Genomic DNA, 543 nt, shown 5'->3' with positions numbered 1-543 from the left:
TCAAGCTAAAAAAGGCAACTGCTAAAACGGCTTGTATATCGGTTTGAAGCAAATAGTTTAAAAAGAGCGGTTTGATGCCGCTCTTTTTTCGATTAATTTAATCTTCGTTAGTAGATGATATTCTATGAATCGCTAAATCCGCACCATTAAACTCGTCTTCTTCTGAAAGCCTTAAACCTGTTAGAGCGTTGATTGCGCCATAGACCACAAGAGCACCTAAAACCGCAATGGAAATGCCAAGAAATGTCCCTAAAACTTGAACCGCGAAGCTAACACCGCCCATTCCACCAAATCCACTTTGACCAAAAACTCCTGCAGCGATCCCGCCCCAAGCACCACATACTCCATGCAAAGGCCACACCCCCAGTACGTCATCGATTTTGGTTCGGTTTTGCAGGTATGTAAACAGATACACAAACAAAACCCCGGCAACGGCACCTGTCACTAATGCACCAAGCGGATGCATTAAATCTGACCCCGCGCAAACCGCAACCAAACCGGCCAAAGGGCCATTGTGAATAAAGCCAGGGTCATTTTTACCCG

General features: G+C 45.5%; 1 protein-coding gene. It reads right to left on the bottom strand.

Annotated features, from left to right (window positions below; all coding sequences use genetic code 11):
- Nucleotides 1–97 precede the first annotated feature (97 nt).
- Nucleotides 98–543 (bottom strand): ammonium transporter (locus R7R24_RS29760; protein ID WP_411978853.1); only part of this gene is annotated, 446 nt, incomplete at its 5' end.

The organism is Vibrio sp. 704, assembly GCF_033339295.1.
Note: the sequence above shows the minus strand (reverse complement) of the source record. Positions and strands in the feature narration are given on the sequence as shown.